The sequence below is a fragment of the Pseudomonas sp. MOIL14HWK12:I1 genome (genome assembly GCF_000510705.1).
In the GTDB taxonomy this organism is placed as follows: Bacteria; Pseudomonadota; Gammaproteobacteria; order Pseudomonadales; family Pseudomonadaceae; genus Chryseomonas; species Chryseomonas oryzihabitans.
The window spans coordinates 1-17,745 of the sequence record NZ_KI783308.1; the positions used below are offsets into that span (position 1 = coordinate 1).

The window sequence follows — 17,745 nt, forward strand, 5'->3', positions numbered from 1 at the left end:
GCGGGTGCTGCGTAATCTACACCCATCAGCCGCGCAGGATGCGCAGCCCTGAGGTCACGGACGAAGACCAGGCCAGGATGGCGCCTGACAGGACGTTGGGATGGNCGCAACAAAGAACCCGCTTCGGCGGGTTTTTTGTTGGGCGCGATTTGAGGTTGGTAGGCGAGCCGGGCGGGGTATGGCAAAAGGCTTACACGCACTGGTGTCACCTGGCCATGTTGCCACCTGCGGGGGCTGCGTAATCTACACCCATCAGCCGCGCAGGATGCGCAGCTCTGAGGTCACGGATGAAGACCAGGCCAGGATGGCGCCTGACAGGACGTTGGGATGGTCGCAACAAAGAACCCGCTTCGGCGGGTTTTTTGTTTTGGGCGTCATTCCGGATTGGCAGGGGCTTCGGGGCCGGGTTCCGCGGCGATGCGGTTGCGGCCGGCGCCCTTGGCTGCATAGAGCGCCCGGTCGGCGCCTTCGGTGAGGGTGTAGGCATCCATCCCGGCCCTGTGGGTGGCCAGGCCGACGCTCAGGGTGATGGGACGTCGTGACCAGGCGTTGTTGGCGACGGCGGCGCGGCAGCGCTCGGCCACCAGGTGGGCCGCGGTGAGATCGGCACCCGGCAGCAGGATGGCGAATTCCTCGCCGCCGTAGCGGAAGCAGGCGTCGTTGTCGCGACAGCTCTGCAGCAGCAGCTGGCCGACGGCCTGCAAGGCGCTATCACCCGCCTGGTGACCATAGGCGTCGTTGTAGGCCTTGAAGTGATCCACGTCGATCAACAGCATGGACAGCGGCGTGCGCTGCTCCTCGGCGCGCAGCAGGTGCTCCGCCAGGCGCAGGTCGAAGGCGCGTCGATTGAACAGGCCGGTCAGGGCATCGGTGACGCTGCGCTGCTCGGCGGCCTGCATCATGCCCAGCAACTGGCGCTGCGAGGCCTCCAGCATGTGCTGTTGCTCGATGTGCTCGGTGACGTCCACCGACAGGCCCGCCAGGGCGATGCCCTGGCGGGTGACCAGGGGAAACTTGTAGGACTGCCAGAAGAGGCGGCGGCCATCGAGGGCGGTCATGCGCTCGACGAGTCGGCTCGGCTTGAGTTCGTTCATCACCTGCTCGTCGACCTGGCGAAAACGGGGCGCCGCCTCTGGCCAGATGGTGAAGTCGTCCTGGCCGATGACCTCGTCGCGGGTCAATTCCAGCTGCTGCAGGAACGGCTCGTTGACATAGCGGTAGCGCCAGTCGCGGTCCTTGATGTAGGCGATGAAGGGCCCGTTGTTCATGAAGGCGGAAAAGTTGATGTCCAGCTCTTCCAGCTGGCGCAGGGTCTCGCGCTGTTGCAGCAGGATGATGACCTGTCTGGCCAGCCGTTGCAGGTTGTCGACCTGAGCCGTCTCGAAACGCCGAACCCGGTCGTCCATCACGCAGAGGGTGCCCAGGGCGACCCCGTGCCGGTCGAGCAGGGGGATGCCCAGGTAGGCACGCATCCCTTCCAGCCCGGGAGCGGACCGGAGATGGGCGACGCGTGGGTCGCCTTGCAGGTCTTCCACCAGGAAGGGCTCACGCGGGGTACGGATCGCCAGGTGGCAGAGGGAGGCGTCGACCGGCACCTCGGCTAGCGTCAGGCCCTGACAGGCCTTGAACCAGAGACGGTGTCGATCGGCGAGGGTGATGAAGGCCACCGGCGCCCGGGTTAGCTGGCAGGCCAGGACGACGATGTCCTGGTAGGCGGCTTCGACGCCGCTATCGAGAATCTGCAACTCGCTCAGGGCGTGGAGACGCTGGGCGTCATCGGGGGCAGTCATGCGGGCTCGCGAAGGCGGGATGTCTGGCTAGAGCATAGTACCCGGGGTGGCCGAGGAAAACTGCAGCCTTGCCACAGTCCGCCGTGGTGCCGGTCGGTACCGGCACCACGGCGTGCTCGGCTAGCGCCGGGGTTGCATCAGCAGTGCCACCAGGGCGCTCCAGCCGGTCTGGTGGGAAGCCCCGAGTCCGCGGCCGTTTTCGCCGTGGAAATACTCGTGGAACAGCACCAGGTCGCGACTGCGCGGATCGTTCTGCAATTGCGGATAGTCGACCATGCTCGGGCGCTTACCATCGGCGTCCTTTAGGAACAGCCGGGTCAGGCGCTGGCTGAGGCCGTCGGCGACCTCTTCCAGATTGGCCAGGTAGCCCGAACCACTGGGGTATTCCACCGAGAAGCTGTCGGCGTAGTAGCGGTGGAATTCGTGCAGCGACTCGATGAGCATGTAGTTGATCGGCATCCACAGCGGTCCACGCCAGTTGGAATTGCCGCCGTACAGGCGCGAATCCGATTCCGCTGGCTGATAACGGGCGCTGAGCAGGTTGCCGTCGGCCTGGCGCATCTCGAAGGGTTGCTGTTCGTGGGCCTTGGACAGCGAGCGGATGCCGTATTCGGAGAGGAATTCGTTGTCATCCAGCATGCGCTTGAGCAGCAGCTTGGTGCGATGGCCGCGCAGCAGCGAGAGCAGGAATCTGTTGCCCTGGCCGGGCTCGGTCCAGCGCGAGACCAGTCGGGCGAGATCCGGACGCTGGCGCAGGAAGCCGCGCAGTCGTCCGCCGAGGCCGGGGAGGCCCTCGTGCTCGCGCTGTTCCAGCACCTGCACCGCGAACAGCGGGATGAGGCCGACGATGGACCTCAGGCGCAGCGGCTCGGCGCTGCCATCCGCCTTGTGCAGGACGTCATAGAAGAATTCGTCCTGTTCGTCCCAGAGGCCGTCTTCGCGGTCGTCGCTGTGGTTGATGGCGCCGGCGATGTGCAGGAAGTGCTCGAAGAACTTGACCCCCAGATCGACGTACACCGGATTTTCCTTGGCCAGCTCCAGGGCGATGCGCATCAGGTCCAGGGCATAGGCGGCCATCCAGGCGGTGCCGTCGGCCTGGTCCAGGTGATAGCCCTCCGGCAGGGGTGCCGAGCGATCGAAGAGGGCGATGTTGTCCAGGCCGAGAAAGCCGCCCTGGAAGATGTTGCGACCCTCGGTGTCCTTGCGGTTGATCCACCAGGAGAAATTCAGCAGGAGCTTGTGGAAGACACGCTCGAGAAAGACCCGGTCGCCCACCCCGGTCAGGGACTTTTCCTGCAGGTAGACGTGCCAGGTGGCCCAGGCATGCACCGGCGGATTGGCGTCCTCGAAATTCCACTCGTAGGCCGGCAGCTGGCCATTGGGGTGCATGAATCTGTCCTTCACCAGCAGCAGCAACTGCTGCTTGGCGAAGCCGGGATCGATCAGGGCATAGGCCACCGCCTGGAAGGCCAGGTCCCAGGAGGCGTACCAGGGGTACTCCCATTTGTCCGGCATGGAGACGATGTCGAAATTGAGCAGGTGCCGCCAGTGGCCGTTGCGGATGCGCTGGCGCTGCGCCGGCGGCGTCGGCTGGGCCGGATCGCCATCGAGCCAGCGATTGACCTCGAAATAGTAGAGCTGCTTGGACCAGAGCAGGCCGGCCAGGGCCTGGCGCTGCACCAGGCGGGCATCGGGATCGGCGATCTTTTCCTGCAGGGCGGCATAGAAGGCGTCGGCCTCGGCGATACGCTCGGCAAAGATCGCATCGGCATCCACCGACAGCGCATTGGTGGGCGCCAGACGCAGGTAGACCACGGTCTTGGCGCCACCCTCCAGTTCCACGGCGAAATGGGCGGCCGCCTTGCTGCCGAAATCGCGGCGGATCGCCTCGCGGGCGCCGCGCACCACGTAGTCGTTGATGCCGTCCTTGAAGGGGCCCTCGGCAGCTTCACCGGTCAGGCGGGGCAGGTTGGTTTCGTTGTTGCAGAACAGCCACTCGGCCTCTCGTGGGCCCCAGGCGCTGACCACCAGATCGGGCCGGTCGAAATAGCTGGCGCGAACCTGATCGCCTTCCAGGCTGAGCATGGAGCGCGGCGGGGTACCGGTCCAGGCCCAGGTGTTGCGTGACCAGATCTGCGGCAGCACCCGCAGGCTGGCGCGCTCGGTCCCGCGATTTTCCACGGTGACCCGCATGAGGATGTCGTCGGGGGTGTGCTTGGCGTATTCGACGGTGACGTCGAAATAGCGGTCCTCGGCGAAGACGCCGGTGTCGAGGATCTCGAATTCGCGATCGTTCAGCCCGCGCCGGGCGTTTTCCTCGGTGAGCTGGGCATAGGGAAAGGCGGCGTGGGGGTACTTGTAGAGCATCTTCTGGTAGGCGTGGCTCGGCACCCCGTCCAGGTAGAAGTACAGCTCCTTGACGTCCTCGCCATGGTTGCCCTCGGCGTTGGTCAGGCCGAACAGCCGTTCCTTGAGGAAGGGGTCGCGCTCGTTCCAGAGGGCGATGCCCAGGCACCATTGCTGGGCCTTGTCGCAGAAACCGGCCAGGCCGTCTTCGCCCCAGCGATAGGCGCGGCTGCGCGCATGGTCGTGGGGAAAGTAGCGCCAGGCGTCGCCGTCGGCGCTGTAGTCTTCACGGACCGTGGCCCACTGGCGCTCGCTCAGGTAGGGTCCCCACTGTCGCCAGGCGGCGGCGTCGGTATCAGCCAGGCGCTGGCCTTCTCGGGTATGCAGGATGCCCGGGGCGGGATGTGCCGTCATCGTGTCTCCAGATTCAGGTAACGGTTAAGGCTCGAGGATAGATCACCATTGTGGCGTGCAAAGAGCGGCCTCGGCGTATCGCTGCAGTTTTAGTGCCTGTCTGGCGGGAAAAAATTCACGCCGTTGCGGTTTTCGTCACAGGGCTCCGGCCGCGGCAAGGGCTCTAGCCCGGGCCGGACGCGGGCGAAAAAAAGCCCCACGCCGGATCCGGGTGGGGCCTTTGGTCTTCGCGGTGAGCCCGCTGCGTACGCAGCGGGCCTGGCAGCGACTTACAGTGCCATGTCGTTGGCGGCCTTTTCGACACGCGGAGCGCTGGCGGTGGCCTTGGCGTTCTCGGTGCCGGTGGCGACCGGCGGGGTGGCCAGTTGCAGGACTTCGGCGGTGTAGTTCCACTCCTGCTGCACGCGCGCGGGGTCGCTGTTCAGCTTGGTGCCGTAGCTGGGCACGATCTGGTGCAGCTTGGCTTGCCACTCCGGAGTCGCGACCTTGTCCTTGAACACCTTCTCCAGCACGCTCAGCATGATGGGGGCGGCGGTCGAGGCACCCGGGGAGGCGCCCAGCAGGCCGGCGATGCTGCCGTCCTTGGCGGCGACGATCTCGGTGCCCAGCTTCAGCACGCCGCCCTTGTCGGCGTCGCGCTTGATGATCTGCACGCGCTGACCGGCCTGCCACAGGCGCCAGTCTTCCTTCTTGGCGTTGGGGAAGTACTCGCGCAGGGCGGCCATGCGGTCGTCATCCGACAGCATCAGCTGACCGGCGAGGTATTCCACCAGCGGGTACTCGGCCACGCCCACGCGGACCATCGGCCAGGCGTTGTGGGTGTTGGTGCTGGTCAGCAGGTCCAGGTAGGAACCCTGCTTGAGGAACTTGGTGGAGAAGGTGGCGAAGGGCCCGAACAGGATCACGCGCTTGCCATCGAGCATGCGGGTGTCCAGGTGCGGAACCGACATCGGCGGTGCGCCCACCGAAGCCTTGCCGTAGGCCTTGGCCAGGTGCTGCTGGGCGATCTCGGGATTGTCGGTGACCAGGAAGGAGCCGCCCACCGGGAAGCCGGCGTAGTCGTTGGCTTCGGGGATGCCCGACTTCTGCAGCAGGTGCAGGGCACCGCCGCCGGCACCGATAAAGACGAACTTGGCGTCGGTCTCGGTCTTCTTGCCGTCCTTGAGGTTCTTGTACTCCACGCGCCAGCTGCCATCGGCATTGCGGGTGATGTTCTCGACTTCGCTGGACAGATTCAGCTTGAAGTTCGGCTTGGACTGCAGGTTGGCGGCGAACTGGCGGGTGATCTCGCCGAAGTTGACGTCGGTGCCCAGCGGACTCCAGGTGGCGGCGATCTTCTGCTTGGGATCGCGGCCTTCCATCATCAGCGGAACCCACTGCTTGATCTGCGCGGGATCCTCGGAGTACTGCATGCCGGAGAACAGCGGGCTGGCCTTGAGCGCCTCGTAGCGCTTCTTCAGGAAGGCGATGTTCTCGTCACCCCAGACGAAGCTCATGTGCGGGGTGCTGTTGATGAAGCTCTTCGGGTCCTTGAGGACGCCGTTCTTGACCTGCCAGGACCAGAATTGACGGGAGATCTGGAAGGCTTCGTTGATCTCGATGGCCTTGGCGATGGTGACCTTGCCGTCCTTGTCTTCCGGGGTGTAGTTCAGCTCGGCCAGGGCGGAGTGGCCGGTACCGGCGTTGTTCCAGCCGTTGGAGCTCTCGTCGGCGACCTTGTCCAGGCGCTCGACCATTTCCATGGTCCAGTTCGGCTCCAGCTCGTTCAGCCAGATGCCCAGGGTGGAGCTCATGATGCCGCCGCCGATCAGCAGGACGTCGACCTTCTTGGTGTCTTCGGCCTGTGCGGTGCCCAGGGCGGAGGCGATGGCGACGCCGAGCAGCGCGCCAGTCATTTTCTTCAGCATGTGGTCTCTCGTTCGATAGAAGCTGGGTCTGCTTATCGAGTTTCGGTGCGGTGCGGCACCATGGCACATGGGTGGATGTGCAGTGGGCGAGGCAGAATGCAGCCGGAAACACGCAAGGGCAGGTTCTTGTCCCTCCACCGCCCCTCTCTCATGAGTCACCGGAGGAGTCGGAGCAAAAACGCGATGCACGGCCTTGGCAGCGGCTGGCCGGAGACGAGGTCTCGGGCGCGGCTGCATGCGCGTGGCGTTTTTGTTGCCGGACATTTTAATGGGAAGGGATAGGGCTGCCTAGCCTGCAATTCATTGGCTTTGCCTATTAGCCTTTGGTCTAATCTCGTGTGACCCCGGTCAAAGTCACGTCAGATGGGTCGTAGAGCGCACCGGAGCGGCTCCAGGCGCGGCCGCGCAGGCAGCCGGCAGCACCGACGAAACCGGTCAGAAAGCCGCCGAAGGGTCGTCGTTCAAGTGCGGGGAGATCGGTCAGGCGAAGCGCCAGGCAAGAAAGCGGCTCTGCTTCTGGCCCTGGGCCATGGCGACGACGCGGACCTCGCCGGCCTGCTCACGGCGCAACGCCGCCTGCAACGGCGGCAGGTTGCTTGCCTTGGATACCAGGCAGGTGAACCAGCCGACTTGGCGTGCGCAGGCACGGCTCTCGCGGATCATCCGGTCGATGAAGGCCGCCTCGCCGCCGGGACACCAGAGTTCGGCCGCCTGGCCGCCGAAATTGAGCAGGGGGACCTGCTTGCCGGTGGTCTTGCCCAGATTCTTCCACTTGCGCTGGCTGCCGCGGACGGCATCGTCGGGGCTGGCGTGGAAGGGCGGATTGCACAGGGTGGCGGCATAGCGCTCGCCGGGTTGCAGGATGCCGGCAAAGATCGCCTGAGGCTCCGGCTGCAGACGCAACTCGATGGCGGCGGCGCAATCCGGATTGGCCGCCAGGGTGCGTCCGAAGGCATCCAGCGCCGCCGGAGCGATGTCGCTGCCAACGAAGTGCCAACCATACTCCTTGAAACCGATCAGCGGATAGACGCCATTGGCGCCCGTACCCACGTCCAGCAAGCGGGTCGTCGCGCCCCGGGGAATCCGGCCGCCATTGCCCTCGGCCAGCAGGTCGGCCAGGTGGTGCAGGTAATCCGCCCGGCCGGGAATCGGTGGGCAGAGAAAATCGGCGGGAATGTCCCAGTCGCGCACACCGTGATGCAGCGCCAGCAGGGCCCGGTTGAGCGCCCGGACCGCCTGGGGATCGGTGAAATCGATGGACAGATTGCCCCGCGGCGTCGGTGCCACGAAGGGCCTGAGCGCCGGGTTCGCGCGCATCAGGGCGGGAAAGTCGTAGCTGCCCTGGTGGCGATTGCGGCGATGCAGGGGCGCGGGGCGGCCAGGCAGGGGGCGGCGGGGCGAGGTCATGAGGGCAGGCAGGGTGGAAAAGGGGCGGCGAGCCTAGCACAGCCGCCCTTTTCACTCACGCGGGTGTCGGGGCGTCCTCCGGCAGCACGCCGATCTCGCGCAGGTTGCGCCAGAGGGCGGCGGGGATGGGCGCCCGCAGCAGCTCGGCGTTCTGTCGGGCCCGCTCCGGGGTGCTGCTGCCGGGAATGGTAGCGGCCACCGTGGGATGGGCCAGGCAGAACTGCAGGGCCGCGGCGCGGATGTCCACCCCATGATCCTGGCAGACGCCCTCGATCAACTCGACCTTGCGGCGCAGTGCCGGCTCGGCTTCGGCATAGTTGTAGTGCTTGCCGCCCGCCAGCAGACCGGAGTTGTAGGGCCCACCCACCACGATGCCCACGCCGCGGCGTTCGCATTCGGGAAAGAGGGTGTCCAGGGCTTCGCGGTGGTCCAGCAGGGAATAGCGACCGGCCAGCAGGAAGGCGTCGGGATCGCTCTGCTCCAGCGCCAGGCGGCAGGGCTCCACCAGGTTGACGCCCAGGCCCCAGCCCATGATCAGGCCCTCTTCGCGCATCTCGGTAAGGGCCTTGGCCGCACCCTGCATGGCCTGGGCGAAGTAGTCGCGCCAGGCCGGGCCGTGCTGGTCCTCCGACAGGTCGTGGATCCAGACCAGGTCGAGGCGGTCGGTCTTGAGACGTTCCAGGCTGGCCTCGATGGAGCGGCGGGCGCCGTCGGCGGAATAGTCGAGCACCCGCTTGAAGGGCAGTTCGTTGACGAACGGCGGCGCGTTTTCCGGCTGATCGGCCGGTTCCAGCAGGCGGCCGACCTTGCTGCAGAGGACGAAATCGTTGCGCGGCTTGTCGGCCAGCACCTCGGCGAAACGTCGCTCCGACAGCCCGGCGCCATAGTGGGGCGAGGTGTCATAGAGGCGGATGCCCGCGTCCCAGGCGGCTTCGAGGGTCGCCCGGGCCTCGGCGTCGCCTACCTCGCGGAACATGTTGCCCAACGGGGCACCGCCAAAGCCGAGGTAGGGGATATCGATACGCATGAGAGGTCTCCAGGGGTACGTGTCTGCATCCCGACCGGTGCCCCGCCGCTCCTGTTCCCCTAATCCGCCGGACGTAGCAGCGCCACCTCTGCGGGCGTGAGTGGACGACAGTCGCCCTCGGCCAGTGCCGGATCCAGTACCAGGTTGCCGATGCGATCGCGGTGCAGGGCGATGACCTCGATGCCGAAGCGACCGAACATGCGCTTGACCTGGTGATAGCGACCTTCGACCAGGGTCAGGTAGGCGTTGTGCTCGTCCAGCAGCTCCAGCCGCGCCGGTTGGGTGGTGAGGTCTTCGTAGGCGAAGTAGAGGCCCTCGGCAAAGGCCGCGACCAGGTGCTGGGGGATGACCTCGTCGGTGGTGACCCGGTAGCGCTTGGTCTGCTTGTGGCGCGGATGACTCAGGCCGCGGGACCACTGGCCGTCGTTGGTGAGCAGCAGCAGGCCGGTGGTGTTGAAGTCCAGCCGTCCGGCCAGGTGCAGATCGGCACGCTGGTCCGGGGCGAGACAGTCCAGCACCGTGGCATGGCGGGCGTCGACGGTGGCGCTCACGCAGCCGCGCGGCTTGTGCAGCATCAGGTAGCGGCCGCCGGGACCGTCCTGCAGCAGGCGCTCGTCGGCCTCGATGCGATCGAAGGCGAACACCTCCTGGGCGGCCTGCAGGGTGGTGGCGCCGTTGACCCTTACCCGACCTTCCGCGAGCAGGCGCCGGGCGAGTTTGCGGCCCAGCTCGGGTCGGTTGCCCAGCCAGCGATCCAGACGCATCAGCGAGGCCCGCCAGCGACGCCGGCCGCGCAGGCCGGGCAGAGGCAGCGTCGATCACGCTCTTCCGCGGGCAGGCGTTCCAGGGCGGCGGGATCCATCGGCGTCTGCAGGCACCAGCAGTCGCGGAGCTCGCCACCGGCCGCCAGGGCGCAGCTGTTGGCCTGGCCGCACAGCGGGCAGCGGGTGGGATCGAAGGGGGTAAGCGATGCAGCCATGGTGATCTCGTCGGGCGAAGCGGGCGGCAGAGTACCGGAAATTGCGACCTGGATAACGTCCGCTACGCTGGGGGTCTGCGTACTGTCGCATCCGGGGTGCAAGCTGCATCCTAGCTCCGATCGTCGGACCACCCGAGGAACCCATGACAATAACTGCTCTGCGCACCCTGATCCGTACCCTCATTCCCGGCACCCTGCTGGTCAGCCAGCTGGCGCTGGCCACCGAAGCCGATGTCGGCCAGACCCTGGCCCGGCAGGCCGGCATTCCCTGGCCGGCGGTGATCGCCCATCGCGGCGCCTCCTTCGACGCCCCCGAATCCACCGCCCCGGCCTACCTGGTGGCGCGGGAGCTGGGTGCCGATTACCTGGAACTCGACCTACAGCGCACCAAGGACGGCCAGCTCATCGCCCTGCACGACGATACCCTGGAGCGCACCACCGACGTCGCCAAGCGTTTCCCCGAGCGCGCCAAGGCGCCGGTCAGCCAGTTCACCCTGGCCGAACTCAAGTCGCTGGACGCCGGCAGCTGGTTCAATCAGGCCCATCCCGACCGTGCCCGGCCAAAGTTCGCCGGACTCAGGATCCTCACCCTGGACGAGGTCATCGACATCGCCGAAGGCGGTCGCAACAAGCCGGGTCTCTACATCGAGACCAAGCAGCCCAAGCTGTTTCCCGGCATCGAGCGCGACCTCAAGGCCAAGCTGACCCAGCGCGGTTGGCTCGGCAAGCCCAAGGCCGGCGCCACCGGCGTCGCCGCCATGCCCGGGCGGGTGATCCTGCAGACCTTCGAGAAAGGCAGCCTGGAGCTCTTGCAGAAGGAGATGCCCAACACGCCGAAGATCCTGCTGCTGTGGCTGGGTGACGACTACATCCCGGCCAAGCCCGGGCCCACCTACGCCGAATCGGGCGAGGCCAGCAAGGCGGCCTACTATGCCAAGCAGCAGGTGCGCTCCGAGGGCGATTTCACCGCCTGGATCGAGTGGGCCAAGGCCCATGGCGCCATCGGCATCGGCCCCTCGGCAGCCCTGGAAGAGGGCGGCGACCAGAGCTATGCGGACCTGGTGAAGCCCTGGATGAACGACGTCGCCCACGAGCGGGGTCTGCTGGTGCATGCCTACACGGTGGATTCGGCGGTGGACTACGCCCGTCTCGCGCCGCGTGGGGTGGATGGCTTCTTCAGCAATCGCGCCGCCGAATTGCTGAAGTTCTATGAGCGTCCGGCCAAGCAGGCACCCGCGGCCCTGCTCAAGCAGCTGGGTTACTGAGTCCAGACGGGGAGGCCTGGGGGTCTCCCCCATCGCCACCGGAGGCCTCCGCATGTCCCGCCATGCCTTCAACGGCGCCAAGCTGGCGCTGCTCTGCGCCGAGCAGATCCTGGTCTATCAGCGCGATGACAAGCCCGACATCCCCTGGCCGGCTCTCTGGGACCTGCCGGGCGGCGGGCGCGAAGACGACGAAACGCCCGAGCGTTGCGCCCTGCGCGAGCTGGAAGAGGAATTCGGCCTGGTGCTGGATGAGGCGCGGCTGACCTGGGGACGTTGCTATCCACCGCGTCAGCCGGGCTATCTGCCCAGCTGGCTGTTCGCCGGGCAGTTGCATCCCGCCGAGATCGCCGCCATCCGCTTCGGTGACGAAGGCCAGCACTGGCAGCTGATGAGTATCGTCGACTTTCTCGCCCATCCCCAGGGCGTGCCCCATCTGCAGGCGCGGCTGCGGGACTACCTGGGCGAGCGGAAGGAAAGCGGACCGGCGTCTCTTAATCCCGGCTGAATGAACGCGCGATAATCGAGCGCGAGCGGCGGGCGCAGCTTAAGCTTTCTCCAGGCCCATCCGGGCCGTTCTGGAGATCTCCCCCATGCGCCATTTCCTCTTGGCGTCGCTCTGTGCCCTGACCTTCACCGGCTGCACCGTCTACGACACGTCCCCGCGCTATTACAGCCGTCCGGCACCCCCCGCGGCGGTCTTTTACGGCACGCCAGCCTATCCGCCGCCCGCGGTCATCGTGCGGCCCTATGGCTACGGCTACTACTATCGACCGGCCCCGCCACCACCGCCCCACTGGGGGCCGGGTCCCGGTTGGGGACCACCGGGCTGGGGGCCGCGCCCGGGTTATGGTCCGCCCGGCTGGGGCCCGCGCTACGGTCCGCGCTGGTAGCGGGTTTGACAGGGGCAGCCGGCTTTTCTAGGGTGCTGCCCTTGTCTTGACCAGGAAGCCTCGAATCGTGGACGACGATCGCATCAAGCTCGACCCCCAATGGAAAGCCGCGCTGCGCGACGAATTCGAGCAGCCCTACATGCGTCAGCTGAGCGAGTTCTTGAGGCGCGAGAAGGCGGCGGGCAAGGTCATTTATCCACCCGGTCCGCTGATCTTCAATGCTCTCAATACCACCCCTGTGGAGCAGGTCAGGGTGGTCATTCTCGGTCAGGATCCCTACCACGGTCCGGGCCAGGCCCATGGCCTGAGCTTCTCGGTGCAACCCGGGGTGCCGGCGCCACCGTCGCTGCAGAACATCTTCAAGGAACTCAAGCGCGACCTGAACCTGCCCATTCCCAACCATGGCTATCTGCAGCACTGGGCGGAGCAGGGCGTGCTGCTGCTCAACACCTCGCTGACCGTGGAGCAGGCCAACGCCGGCTCCCATGCGAAGGCCGGCTGGCAGCGATTCACCGATCGCATCATCGAGGTGGTCAGCGCCGAGCGCGAGAATCTGGTGTTCCTGCTCTGGGGCAGCCATGCCCAGAGCAAGCAGGCGCTCATCGATCCCCAGAAGCACCTGATCCTCAAGTCGGCGCATCCCTCGCCGCTGTCGGCCCACCGCGGCTTCATCGGCAACGGCCACTTCGGTCGCACCAATGAATTCCTGCGCAACGCCGGGCTCACGCCCATCGACTGGGCACTGCCGCCGCTGGCGTAGGAGGGGCGCAGCCGGCCGGATCCTCAGGGTCAGGTCGCCGCCGCCGCTACCGTCCGGGCCGGGCGCCGGTGGCACTGCAGGCACCAGCTCGTCCCGAGCAGGAGCAGGAGGATCGCCAGGGCTTCCAGGCGAGTCGGCCAGCGCCCGTTCCAGAGAAAGCCATAGGTCAGCGAGGCCAGGGTCTCGATGACGATGGCCTGGCCACTCAGGGTCAGGGGTAGCCGGCGGCTGGCCTGGTTCCAGCAGGCGCCACCGATCACCGAGGCGAGCAATGCCACGCCGGCAGCCACCAGCAGCGGCTGCAGCCAGTCCGCCGGTGCTCGCAACGCCAGCGCCTCGCCGAGCAACCAGGGCGCGGCCAGCAGGGCCTGGGCGCCGGTCATCCCGCCCAGCAGCAGGCCCCAATCGTGGGCGCCGATCGGCGTCCTGGCCAGGAAGCGCGCGTTGACCACCGCGAACCAGCTCCAGGCCAGCAGGGCGCCACAGGCGCACAGCAGGCCCAGGGCGGGCTGCTCGCCGACGGCGGTGGTGGTCAGCGTCTCGTAGCTGATCAGGGCAACGCCGAGCAGCGCGCAGCAGAGCGACGGCCAGAGGCGACCGAAACTCACGGCGCCCGCGTCGCGCTGCCCGGCCAGGGCCACCAGCAGCGGGATCAGGCCGACGATCAGGGTGGTTGCCGCGATACCGGCCTGCTTCACGCCCACGCCGACCAGGGTGTAGTAGCCCAGGTTGCCGATCAGGCTGAGCCAGAACAGGCGCCTGCCGTCGGCCCAGCTCAGTTGCGAGCGCAGTCGGCGCCAGCAGCGCAGCAGCAGCCCGAGAGACACCAGCCCGTAGCAGAGAAAGCGCAGCACGGCGAACTGGGCGCCGCTCAGGTCGGGGACCAGCGCCGGCGCCAGAAAGATCACGCCCCAGCACAGGCCTGCCGCCAGCCCATAGCCGATACCCACCGCCGATAGTTCTCGTTCCTGCATCGCACCGTCTCCACCCATTCGCCACCAGTGTGGCGACGGCGAGGGGAACCGGTCTTGCGCGAGACTGCGCGGCTTTTTACCTGGACTGCTTAGCTGGACTGAGTTACCCGGGCAGTCGCTGGCCGCGCCGCCAGGCGGCCGGGCTGATGCCCTGGCGGCGGGTCATGGCGCGGGTCAGGGCGGCCTGATCGGAAAAGCCGACGCGCAGGGCGATGTCGGCAATCGGCAGGCGGCTGTCGCCCAGCCAGCGCTGCGCCTGGCGCAACCGCAGATCGGTCAGCCAGGCCTGGGGCGTCTGGCTGAAACGCTGGTGGAACAGCAGGTGCAACCGCGTCAGCCCCAGGCCCGCCAGGCGGGCCATGGCCGCATTGTTCCAGTCACCCGCGGGCTGGGCCTCCACTTGGGCCAGCAAACGGTCGAAGGCCGAGCCGGCGGCAGTGGCGTCGAGCGAGGCGAGCAGCAGGCGGGTGAGTTCGGGCGCGTGTTGATCGAGGGCGTCAGGCGAAGTCAGCTCGGCGAAGGCGATCAGCTGCCGCGTCGCAGGCGGAATCGCCAGCCCCGGCTGCCGTAGCGCGCGATCCAGAATGGGGGCAGGCAACCAGTCGGCAGCGCAATCGATCACCAGAAAGCGGCTGCCTGGCTCCGATTGCTGGGCATGACCGCAGTCGGGCGCCACCAGGGCCGCGAGCCCGGTATGCAGCCGCGTCCCGCTACGCCCGGCGAGTTCCAGCTCCATGCCGCCCTGGATGGGCAGCACCAGTTGCGCGAAGGCATGGGCATGGGGCTGGTGGTCGCCCTGATAGCGCTTGATGGCGAGGCGAGGAGTCAAGGCGCACCTCGGTGGAGAAGCGGGAGGTCGAGAGCCTTGATCCTAGCATGCCACGCCGAGTCTCTTGGAGTTCAGCGCACCGGCTGCAGCGGCAATTCCACCTCGCCACCGCTGTTCAGATCCACGGTCACCGGCTCCTGGGTCAGGTACAGCGGACGACCGCCCAGCAGGATGCGGCCGCTGAGCAGATAGCGCTCGCCGCTCTTGACCTTGGCCGGGGCGTAGTCGAGGCGGAAGGGCACCTGGCCGGGTTGCTTGACGAACAGGGTGCGCTGGGCCAGGCGACCGGCAGGGGTATCGCCGGCGCTGGCACTGTAGAGGCTGACAGTGAGCTTGGCGGTGGGCGGTACCGGCTCGTTGGCGGTAAAGGTGGCCTGGCCGCTGAGGCTGGTCATGCTCGGCTGGGCCGGCACGCCAGGGGTGGTGGTCTGCGGCTGCTCGGTGGGCGGCAGCGGCTGGCCGGCCGGCGGCGGTGGCGTCGCGGGACCGGGGCGCAGCCCGCTACAGGCGCTGAGCAGCAGCGAGGTGGCGAGCAGGGTGGCGATTCTTTTCATGGGTAGATCCTGGACTGAAATCGACTGCTGTGACCCATGGATGCTGGCTTAGTTGCCGGCGGGCACAGGGGATTCGGCTTCCGGCAGGTCCGGGGCCTCGGGCCGATCCAGGGCCACCTGGCGGATCGACAGGCGAATCTCCGCCGGCAGCACCCGCTTGCCCGCACCCTCGGCCAGTTCACCAAGCAGTTCATGGTGGCCCAGGGTGCCGTCGTCGGCCTTGCGCAGCACCCCTTCCGCCAGCAGCGTCTGGATGAAGTGGCGGAACAGCGACTTGTCGAAGAATTCCGGCGCATTGAGGCCATGCAGCACCGACAGCCGCTGGGCCATCACCGTGCAGAGTTCTTCCAGCTGCGGCGCGGTCAGGCTGTTCTGCCCGTGGTTGAGGATCAGCGCGGTGGTCATGTAGTAGCGCTGCAGGGTCTGCAGGATGGCCCGCGCCAGCAGGGTGAGGCGGACGAACTGCCGCGAGCTGGGCGCCGCGCGCACGAAGACGTCGTCCTCGATACGCAGCAGGCCGCGCTCCACCATGGCCTCCAGCCAGCCGTCCAGCACCAGCGGCAGCTCCTCGCGCTCCCAGTGGATGAACAGCTCGGCCTGCAGATAGGGATAGAGCGCCAGGGCGAATCTATGGATCAGCTCGCGGGTCATGCGCCCGGTGTTCTGGAAGAAGCTGGCGATCAGCGCCGGGATGGCGAAGAGGTGCAGGACGTTGTTGCGGTAGTAGGTCATCAGCACCGCGTTCTGCTCGTCCAGGTAGAGGATGCGCCCCAGGGCGTCCTGCTGCTCGGAGAGGAAGCCGAGGGCGCGCACCTCTTCGATGATCGCCTGGCCGTCGCCCTCGGGCAGGGTGACGCTGGTGGAGTAGGGGACCCGTTTCAGCAGATCCAGATAGAGGTCGATGGCGCGCACCAGGGCGCCTTCGTCGAGGGCCTGGCGATGGGTCGAGAGCAGCGCCAGGGCCACTAGGTTGACCGGGGTGACGGCCGCCGCGGCATTGATGCGGCGCACCACCCGCTCGCCCAGTTCGTGGGTGACCGAATTGAACCAGGTGGGCTTCAGGTCTTCGCCCAGGGGTTCGTCGCGCCAGCCTGGACGGCGGGCATCGAGAAAGCTCTGCAGCGGGATGGGCTCGCCGAAGTTGACCCAGACCCGGCCGAAGCGCTGGCGCAGGGCGCCGAAGACCTTGACCAGGTCGAAGATGGATTCCTTCTTCTTGGCCGCGCCGCGCAGTTCACCAAGGTAGGTGCGACCCTCGAAGACCTTCTCGTAGCCGATGTACACCGGCACGAAGACGATGGGCCGCCGCGAGTCGCGCAGGAAGCTGCGCAGGGTCATGGCCAGCATGCCGGTGCGTGGCTGCAGGGTGCGGCCGGTCCGCGAGCGACCGCCCTCGACGAAGTACTCGGTGGAGAAGCCACGGCTGAACAGGCTGTGCAGATACTCGTTGAACACCGCCGCATAGAGGGCATTGCCCTTGAAACTGCGCCTCATGAAGAAGGCACCGCCGCGTCTCAGGATGTTGCCCACCACCGGCATGTCCAGGTTGATGCCGGCGGCGATGTGCGGCGGGGTCAGGCCGTTCTGGAACAGCAGGTAGGAGAGCAGCAGGTAGTCGATGTGGCTGCGGTGGCAGGGGACGTAGACCACGGTATGACCGGGCGCCATCTCCTGGATCCGCTCGATGTGGCTGACCGTGACGCCATCGTAGATGCTGTTCCAGAACCAGCGCAGACCGACGTCCAGGCAGCGCACCACCGGATAGGAGAAGTCCGAGGCGATCTCCCGGGCATAGTGCGCCGCCTCGTCTTCGATGCGCCCGGGAGTGGCCTTGCGCTGGGCGATCTCGTGGGCGATGGTCGCCCGCACCTGGGGTGCCCGCAGCAGGCCGCGCAGCAGGGTGCGCCGGTGCGACAGGTCCGGACCGATCACCGCCTGGCGCACGTTGCGGAAGTGGATGCGCAGCCGGCGCATCACCAGACGCTCCAGGCGTTGCGGATCGGGGCGCTGGCTGGCCAATTCGCCCAGGGACAGCGGCTTGGAGAATTGCACTCGGGTCAGCCGGCCCAGCACCAGGATGCGCGCCAGCTTGCGCAGCCGGCCGGTCACCACCCAGTTGTCCGCCCAGAGCAGTTTCCAGGGACTGGTCTCACGATCCGGCGACTGGCCCCAGAAGACGCTAACCGGCACCAGCTGGACGTCCGCCAGCTGCTGCTCGGTTACCGCGGTGACCACCCGGCGCAGGGTAGGGGGCACCGAGCGCCGCGCCGGGCGCCCGCGCCAGTTGGCCTTGCCGGTGGCGTTGAAGTAGGCCAGTGGCTCGGTCTTGCTGCCCAGCACCAGCGGGCGCAGTGGTCGCGGCAGCCCGGCCTTGCGGCACTCGCGGTCGAGCACCGCCAGATCGCTCAGCGAGGCTTCGGGGAGGACATAGAGCACCGGCTTGGCGGGATTGATGCGGCTGAGCAGACTGGCCGCCTGGGTGGTCTCGGAGCGAACCCAGAGATAGAGCAGGCGCTTGAGCAGCGAGAAGGCCAGAAGGCGCAGCGGCGAACGGGTCATGGAGGGCTACCGGAATGACGGGGCGGCAGTGTGCCGGATGGCCT

At 67.2% G+C, this 17,745-nt stretch carries 15 protein-coding genes; 4 read left to right on the forward strand and 11 right to left on the reverse strand.

Features of this window, described 5'->3' with window-relative positions:
- Positions 1-374: 374 nt before the first annotated feature.
- The 7 genes from PSEK12I1_RS0117685 to PSEK12I1_RS0117715 form a co-directional block, all read right to left on the reverse strand.
- Positions 375-1,790 (reverse strand): diguanylate cyclase, encoded by a 1,416-nt coding sequence (locus PSEK12I1_RS0117685; protein WP_027602435.1) that lies wholly within the window; start codon positions 1,788-1,790, stop codon positions 375-377.
- 120 nt (positions 1,791-1,910) lie between these two features.
- Positions 1,911-4,550, reverse strand: coding sequence for a glucosidase (locus PSEK12I1_RS0117690; RefSeq protein ID WP_027602436.1), 2,640 nt, complete (start codon positions 4,548-4,550; stop codon positions 1,911-1,913).
- Positions 4,551-4,819: 269 nt separating this feature from the next.
- A complete protein-coding gene (mqo, locus tag PSEK12I1_RS0117695) occupies positions 4,820-6,457 on the reverse strand; it encodes a malate dehydrogenase (quinone) (protein ID WP_027597252.1) in 1,638 nt (545 codons plus the stop codon).
- Positions 6,458-6,937: 480 nt separating this feature from the next.
- Positions 6,938-7,864 (reverse strand): 23S rRNA (adenine(1618)-N(6))-methyltransferase RlmF, encoded by a 927-nt coding sequence (gene rlmF, locus PSEK12I1_RS0117700; RefSeq protein ID WP_027602437.1) that lies wholly within the window; start codon positions 7,862-7,864, stop codon positions 6,938-6,940.
- A 55-nt stretch (positions 7,865-7,919) separates the two neighbouring features.
- Complete coding sequence (locus PSEK12I1_RS0117705) at positions 7,920-8,891, reverse strand: aldo/keto reductase (protein ID WP_027602438.1); 972 nt, start codon at positions 8,889-8,891, stop codon at positions 7,920-7,922.
- A 59-nt stretch (positions 8,892-8,950) separates the two neighbouring features.
- Positions 8,951-9,655: a pseudouridine synthase gene (locus PSEK12I1_RS0117710; protein ID WP_027602439.1), complete on the reverse strand. Its 705-nt coding sequence runs from the start codon at positions 9,653-9,655 to the stop codon at positions 8,951-8,953.
- Positions 9,655-9,870 carry a cysteine-rich CWC family protein gene (locus PSEK12I1_RS0117715; RefSeq protein ID WP_027602440.1) on the reverse strand — a complete coding sequence of 72 codons (216 nt, stop codon included), beginning with the start codon at positions 9,868-9,870 and terminating at the stop codon, positions 9,655-9,657. The genes PSEK12I1_RS0117710 and PSEK12I1_RS0117715 overlap by 1 nt, the downstream gene beginning before the upstream one ends.
- A gap of 143 nt (positions 9,871-10,013) precedes the next feature.
- Here PSEK12I1_RS0117715 and PSEK12I1_RS0117720 point away from each other — a divergent pair, with 143 nt between their 5' ends.
- The 4 genes from PSEK12I1_RS0117720 to ung all read left to right on the forward strand — a co-directional run bounded on the left by PSEK12I1_RS0117720 (position 10,014) and on the right by ung (position 12,785).
- The gene (locus PSEK12I1_RS0117720; RefSeq protein WP_037007184.1) at positions 10,014-11,135 is read left to right on the forward strand and encodes a glycerophosphodiester phosphodiesterase; all 1,122 of its coding nucleotides are present in this window, start codon (positions 10,014-10,016) and stop codon (positions 11,133-11,135) included.
- A gap of 52 nt (positions 11,136-11,187) precedes the next feature.
- Positions 11,188-11,640, forward strand: a complete 453-nt coding sequence (locus tag PSEK12I1_RS0117725) for an NUDIX hydrolase (RefSeq protein ID WP_007163044.1) — start codon at positions 11,188-11,190, stop codon at positions 11,638-11,640.
- An 85-nt stretch (positions 11,641-11,725) separates the two neighbouring features.
- Positions 11,726-12,025, forward strand: a complete 300-nt coding sequence (locus PSEK12I1_RS0117730; protein ID WP_007163043.1) for a hypothetical protein — start codon at positions 11,726-11,728, stop codon at positions 12,023-12,025.
- A gap of 64 nt (positions 12,026-12,089) precedes the next feature.
- Positions 12,090-12,785, forward strand: coding sequence for a uracil-DNA glycosylase (ung, locus tag PSEK12I1_RS0117735; RefSeq protein WP_155951404.1), 696 nt, complete (start codon positions 12,090-12,092; stop codon positions 12,783-12,785).
- Positions 12,786-12,814: 29 nt separating this feature from the next.
- Here ung and PSEK12I1_RS0117740 read toward each other — a convergent pair whose 3' ends face one another.
- From PSEK12I1_RS0117740 to plsB, 4 genes are all read right to left on the reverse strand, one after another.
- Positions 12,815-13,759 carry a DMT family transporter gene (locus PSEK12I1_RS0117740; RefSeq protein ID WP_027602443.1) on the reverse strand — a complete coding sequence of 315 codons (945 nt, stop codon included), beginning with the start codon at positions 13,757-13,759 and terminating at the stop codon, positions 12,815-12,817.
- Between the two features lie 103 nt (positions 13,760-13,862).
- Complete coding sequence (locus PSEK12I1_RS0117745; protein ID WP_027602444.1) at positions 13,863-14,588, reverse strand: AraC family transcriptional regulator; 726 nt, start codon at positions 14,586-14,588, stop codon at positions 13,863-13,865.
- A 71-nt stretch (positions 14,589-14,659) separates the two neighbouring features.
- Positions 14,660-15,142 (reverse strand): YbaY family lipoprotein, encoded by a 483-nt coding sequence (locus PSEK12I1_RS0117750; RefSeq protein ID WP_027602445.1) that lies wholly within the window; start codon positions 15,140-15,142, stop codon positions 14,660-14,662.
- Between the two features lie 48 nt (positions 15,143-15,190).
- A complete protein-coding gene (gene plsB / locus PSEK12I1_RS0117755) occupies positions 15,191-17,701 on the reverse strand; it encodes a glycerol-3-phosphate 1-O-acyltransferase PlsB (RefSeq protein ID WP_027602446.1) in 2,511 nt (836 codons plus the stop codon).
- Positions 17,702-17,745 lie beyond the last annotated feature (44 nt).

Bases quoted from the DNA above. Each gene is read 5' to 3' on its own strand.
- PSEK12I1_RS0117685 (WP_027602435.1), bottom strand. From the start codon at position 1,790: ATGACTGCCCCCGATGACGCCCAGCGTCTCCACGCCCTGAGCGAGTTG.
- PSEK12I1_RS0117690 (WP_027602436.1), bottom strand. From the start codon at position 4,550: ATGACGGCACATCCCGCCCCGGGCATCCTGCATACCCGAGAAGGCCAG.
- mqo (WP_027597252.1), bottom strand. From the start codon at position 6,457: ATGCTGAAGAAAATGACTGGCGCGCTGCTCGGCGTCGCCATCGCCTCC.
- rlmF (WP_027602437.1), bottom strand. From the start codon at position 7,864: ATGACCTCGCCCCGCCGCCCCCTGCCTGGCCGCCCCGCGCCCCTGCAT.
- PSEK12I1_RS0117705 (WP_027602438.1), bottom strand. From the start codon at position 8,891: ATGCGTATCGATATCCCCTACCTCGGCTTTGGCGGTGCCCCGTTGGGC.
- PSEK12I1_RS0117710 (WP_027602439.1), bottom strand. From the start codon at position 9,655: ATGCGTCTGGATCGCTGGCTGGGCAACCGACCCGAGCTGGGCCGCAAA.
- PSEK12I1_RS0117715 (WP_027602440.1), bottom strand. From the start codon at position 9,870: ATGGCTGCATCGCTTACCCCCTTCGATCCCACCCGCTGCCCGCTGTGC.
- PSEK12I1_RS0117720 (WP_037007184.1), top strand. From the start codon at position 10,014: ATGACAATAACTGCTCTGCGCACCCTGATCCGTACCCTCATTCCCGGC.
- PSEK12I1_RS0117725 (WP_007163044.1), top strand. From the start codon at position 11,188: ATGTCCCGCCATGCCTTCAACGGCGCCAAGCTGGCGCTGCTCTGCGCC.
- PSEK12I1_RS0117730 (WP_007163043.1), top strand. From the start codon at position 11,726: ATGCGCCATTTCCTCTTGGCGTCGCTCTGTGCCCTGACCTTCACCGGC.
- PSEK12I1_RS0117740 (WP_027602443.1), bottom strand. From the start codon at position 13,759: ATGCAGGAACGAGAACTATCGGCGGTGGGTATCGGCTATGGGCTGGCG.
- PSEK12I1_RS0117750 (WP_027602445.1), bottom strand. From the start codon at position 15,142: ATGAAAAGAATCGCCACCCTGCTCGCCACCTCGCTGCTGCTCAGCGCC.
- plsB (WP_027602446.1), bottom strand. From the start codon at position 17,701: ATGACCCGTTCGCCGCTGCGCCTTCTGGCCTTCTCGCTGCTCAAGCGC.